Origin of the sequence: Flavobacterium sp., assembly GCF_043773265.1 — a bacterium.
In the GTDB taxonomy this organism is placed as follows: domain Bacteria; phylum Bacteroidota; class Bacteroidia; order Flavobacteriales; family Flavobacteriaceae; genus Flavobacterium.
In genome coordinates, this window is the sequence record NZ_JAYVFH010000171.1 from 1 (window position 1) to 4015 (window position 4015).

6 protein-coding genes and 1 pseudogene are annotated in these 4015 nt (G+C 30.8%); 5 read left to right on the forward strand and 2 right to left on the reverse strand.

Annotated elements, in window-relative coordinates:
- From ACH2BO_RS09310 to ACH2BO_RS09330, 5 genes are all read left to right on the forward strand, one after another.
- Window positions 1-281 (forward strand): aminotransferase class I/II-fold pyridoxal phosphate-dependent enzyme (locus ACH2BO_RS09310; protein WP_395044474.1); only part of this gene is annotated, 281 nt, incomplete at its 5' end.
- A 139-nt stretch (window positions 282-420) separates the two neighbouring features.
- Window positions 421-1137, forward strand: a complete 717-nt coding sequence (locus ACH2BO_RS09315) for a pirin family protein (protein ID WP_395044475.1) — start codon at window positions 421-423, stop codon at window positions 1135-1137.
- Window positions 1138-1150: 13 nt separating this feature from the next.
- Complete coding sequence (locus ACH2BO_RS09320) at window positions 1151-1678, forward strand: NADPH-dependent FMN reductase (protein WP_395044476.1); 528 nt, start codon at window positions 1151-1153, stop codon at window positions 1676-1678.
- A 77-nt stretch (window positions 1679-1755) separates the two neighbouring features.
- Window positions 1756-2628, forward strand: coding sequence for an ACP S-malonyltransferase (gene fabD / locus ACH2BO_RS09325; RefSeq protein WP_395044477.1), 873 nt, complete (start codon window positions 1756-1758; stop codon window positions 2626-2628).
- 17 nt (window positions 2629-2645) lie between these two features.
- Entirely contained in the window at window positions 2646-2900 is a 255-nt protein-coding gene (locus tag ACH2BO_RS09330) for a hypothetical protein (protein WP_395044478.1), read from the forward strand.
- A gap of 33 nt (window positions 2901-2933) precedes the next feature.
- Here ACH2BO_RS09330 and ACH2BO_RS09335 read toward each other — a convergent pair whose 3' ends face one another.
- Together ACH2BO_RS09335 and ACH2BO_RS09340 are read right to left on the reverse strand one after the other, a co-directional pair.
- The gene (locus tag ACH2BO_RS09335) at window positions 2934-3824 is read right to left on the reverse strand and encodes a DMT family transporter (protein ID WP_395044479.1); all 891 of its coding nucleotides are present in this window, start codon (window positions 3822-3824) and stop codon (window positions 2934-2936) included.
- A gap of 31 nt (window positions 3825-3855) precedes the next feature.
- Window positions 3856-4015, reverse strand: a pseudogene (locus ACH2BO_RS09340) (UDP-glucose 4-epimerase GalE); the annotation flags it as partial.

A 4015-nucleotide genomic window follows, 5' to 3' on the forward strand; every position in this document is an offset into this window, starting at 1 on the left:
TGGTAGTTGGATTAATAAGAGAAATTCCAGGATTAAAAATCAATGTTCCAGAAGGTGCATTTTATGTTTTTCCAGATGTTTCTTCGTTTTTCGGAAAAACATTACGTGGCACTTTAATAAAAAACGCTGACGATTTTTCGATGTATTTATTATCCGAAGCCAATGTTGCAACTGTAACTGGCGACGCTTTTGGAGATTCCAACTGTATTCGTTTTTCATATGCGACAAGCGAAGAATTACTAACTGAAGCAATGAGAAGAATCAAGGAAGTTTTAGCATAAATATATTTTGCCTCAAAGAAATTTGGGGCTTTTTTTATTAAAATAAAAATCTTAAACAAAACCCAATTAATTTGATTTACTTCTTTTTCAAATGTAAATTTGTAAGTATAGATTTTTAACATTAAACATATTTAAAAATATGAAAAACTCAGTTTTACATAAAGCAAATACTCGTGGCAATGCTAATCATGGTTGGCTGAATGCTTATCATAGTTTTAGTTTTGGAAGTTGGTACAATCCAGATAGAGTTCAGTTTGGAATGTTACGCGTTTTAAACGACGACACGGTTGCTGCAGGAATGGGTTTTGGAACTCATCCACACGATAATATGGAAATTATAACCATTCCACTAGAAGGCGATTTGGCACACAAAGACAGCATGGGAAATACTGAAACCATAAAAACTGGTGATATTCAAGTAATGAGTGCTGGAACCGGAATTCAACATAGCGAATTCAATCCAAATGAAGATAAACAAACAAAATTATTGCAAATTTGGGTATTTCCAAAAATTAGAAATGTTGAACCTCGTTACCAACAAATAAGTTTAAATCCAGAAGATAGAATTAATAATTTGCAACAAATTCTATCTCCAAATCAAGAAGATGCTGGGGTATGGATTCATCAAGATGCATGGTTTTATTTAGGTAAATTTGACGAAGATTTATCTATAAATTATAATATAAAAAAAGAAGGAAATGGTATTTATGCATTTGTAATTAATGGAAATATTATTATTGATGGAGAAAAATTGGAAACTCGAGATGGTTTTGGAATCTGGAACACAAAGAATATAAAAATCGAAGCTACGAAAGATTCTGAATTATTATTAATGGAAATTCCGATGGAACAATAAATCACCAACTTAAATGAAAAAAATTATAACTTTTGGAGCTTCATCAAGTAAAAAATCTATAAATAAACAATTAGCAATTTATGCTTCAAGCTTATTTAAAAACGTTTCTATCGAAATTTTAGATTTGAACGATTATGAAATGCCAATCTTTTCGATAGACAAAGAAAAAGAAGATGGAATTCCAAAATTAGCGCATGACTTTTACACTAAAATTGGAGATTCAGACTTTATTATAATTTCTTTTGCCGAACATAATGGAGCATATTCAACAGCTTTTAAAAATATTTTTGATTGGATGTCAAGAATTAACGGAAAGACTTTTCAAGATAAACCAATGCTTTTACTTGCAACTTCGCCCGGAGTTCGTGGCGGAAGTTCGGTTTTGGAAATTGCTAATAAACGATTTCCTTTTCAAGGCGGAATTATAAAAGGCAGTTTTTCATTGCCAAGTTTTAATGATAATTTTGATACAGAAAAAGGAATTACCAATGAAGAATTGAAAAATCAATTGTTGACTGTAGTTAATTCAATTGAATTATAATAAAAATACTATTTTTGCTAATAGATATAAAAAACCGTTCAGCATTATTAAAGATGCTGAAATAAATTCAGCATAAAATGAAAGCATATATATTTCCGGGTCAAGGCGCACAATTCTCAGGAATGGGAAAAGATTTATACGAAAATTCAGCTTTAGCAAAAGAATTATTTGAAAAAGCAAACGAAATTCTAGGTTTTAGAATCACAGATATAATGTTTGAAGGAACAGCCGAAGAATTAAAAGAAACCAAAGTTACTCAACCAGCGGTTTTTTTACATTCGGTAATTTTAGCCAAAACTCTTGAAAATTTTTGTCCTGATATGGTTGCTGGACATTCGTTAGGTGAATTTTCTGCTTTGGTTGCCAATGGTACTTTATCTTTTGAAGACGGATTAAAATTAGTTTCGAAAAGAGCAATTGCAATGCAAAAAGCGTGTGAAATTAAACCTTCAACAATGGCAGCTGTTTTGAATCTTGAAGATAAAATTGTTGAAGATATTTGTGCTTCAATAGATGGAGTTGTAGTTGCAGCTAATTATAATTGTCCTGGACAATTGGTGATTTCTGGAGAATATTCGGCAGTTGAATTAGCTTGCGAAAAAATGAAAGAAGCTGGAGCAAAAAGAGCATTGATTTTACCAGTTGGCGGAGCATTTCATTCTCCAATGATGGAACCAGCAAGAGAGGAATTGGCTGCTGCTATTGAAGCAACAACGTTTTCAACACCAATTTGTCCTGTATATCAAAATGTAACAGCAACAGCAGTTTCTGACTCAGAAGAAATTAAAAAAAACTTAATTATTCAATTGACTGCTCCAGTAAAATGGACACAATCGATACAACAAATGATAAAAGATGGAGCAACAAGTTTTACAGAAGTTGGACCAGGAAAGGTATTAGTTGGATTGGTTGGTAAAATTGATAATAGCGTTGAAACAATATTGGCTTAATTAAAAAATGAGAAAAAATGAGAAAAATTATCACATTATTAGTAATAACATTATTACTGATTTCTTGTAAAGAAGAAACTAAAGACAAAGTAAAAGAAGCGTCAAAAGCTGTTGGTTCAGATGTGAAACAAGCATTGGATTCTGCAAAAGCGAAAGCAAAAAAAGCAATTGATTCATCTAAAGTGAAAGAAAAAGCAAAAGTAATTATTGCTAAAGGAGCAGAAAAAATTGAAGAAGGCGCAAAAAAAGTTAAAGAAGCAACTAAAAAATAAACTCAAAATCCTCACAAAAAATGTGATGGTTATTTATTTCTTTTTATAATTAATAATAAAAACTCCTGCAATAATCAATACAGTAGCTATAATAAAGTCAAATTTTATAACTTCATTCAAGAGCAACCAACCTAAGAAAACTGCTATAATTGTATTTATATAATTCAAAATAGAAACTTGAACAGCAGTTACTCTTTTTAAAGCATAGTGATAACAGAAAAAAGCCAAAACAGATCCAAAAATTGCTAAATAAATAGTTGCAAAAATACTTCGTGAACTCCAATCACTAATTTTTGTGTCTGACGAAAACACAAAAGCTAGAACCAATTGAATTAAAGCTGCTATTGAAAATTGATAAAATAAATTTAAAGCAATGTTATTAGATTTATAAATATTTATTTTAGAATAAACTGTTCCTGCAGACCAACTTACAATTGCTATGCTTAAAAATAATATTCCAGTTTTGTAATTGGGATCTAGGATATCATCTAATCCATCTCTAAATATAAAAACAACTCCCAAAAACCCCAATAATATTCCGAAAACTCCTTTAAAGCTAAGTTTTTGCAAACTAAACATAACACTTCCTGCAAACACAGCAACTGGAGACAAAGCGCTTAATATTGAGGTTAATCCACTAGGCAATGTATGTTCTGCAATAGTTGTAAATCCGTTAGCAATTACTAACATTAATACTGAAGCTATAAATTGAATTTTAAAATTTTCCCAACCTATCCAAGTTAATTCCTTTTTGTAAAGTACAATGGCTAAAACAATTAAAGCTGCAATTCCTTGTCTGATAGAAGTTATAAACCAAGGCGGAATGGTTTCGACTGCAACTCGAATTCCTAAATAAGTTGTTCCCCAAACTATGGCAACTATTACTAAAGAAAAAAATAATTTATAATCTGGTTTTTGGTTCATAGTGTTATTTACTGTAAACTGAGACTGAAAACTATTTTCTAATCTTTTTTTCCCATTTCCAAGCACTTGCTAAACTGTCTTCTAAGGTTGATTGTGCTTTCCAGCCCAAAACATTATTGGCTTTATCTGTATTTGCATATGCCGAGGTTATATCGCCTTCACGTCTTCCAACAATTTGGTAATTTAGTTTT

What these genes read in the sequence shown, in the direction of transcription:
- ACH2BO_RS09335 (WP_395044479.1), bottom strand. Translation starts at nt 3,824, where the DNA reads ATGAACCAAAAACCAGATTATAAATTATTTTTTTCTTTAGTAATAGTT.
- ACH2BO_RS09320 (WP_395044476.1), top strand. Translation starts at nt 1,151, where the DNA reads ATGAAAAAAATTATAACTTTTGGAGCTTCATCAAGTAAAAAATCTATA.
- ACH2BO_RS09315 (WP_395044475.1), top strand. Translation starts at nt 421, where the DNA reads ATGAAAAACTCAGTTTTACATAAAGCAAATACTCGTGGCAATGCTAAT.
- fabD (WP_395044477.1), top strand. Translation starts at nt 1,756, where the DNA reads ATGAAAGCATATATATTTCCGGGTCAAGGCGCACAATTCTCAGGAATG.
- ACH2BO_RS09330 (WP_395044478.1), top strand. Translation starts at nt 2,646, where the DNA reads ATGAGAAAAATTATCACATTATTAGTAATAACATTATTACTGATTTCT.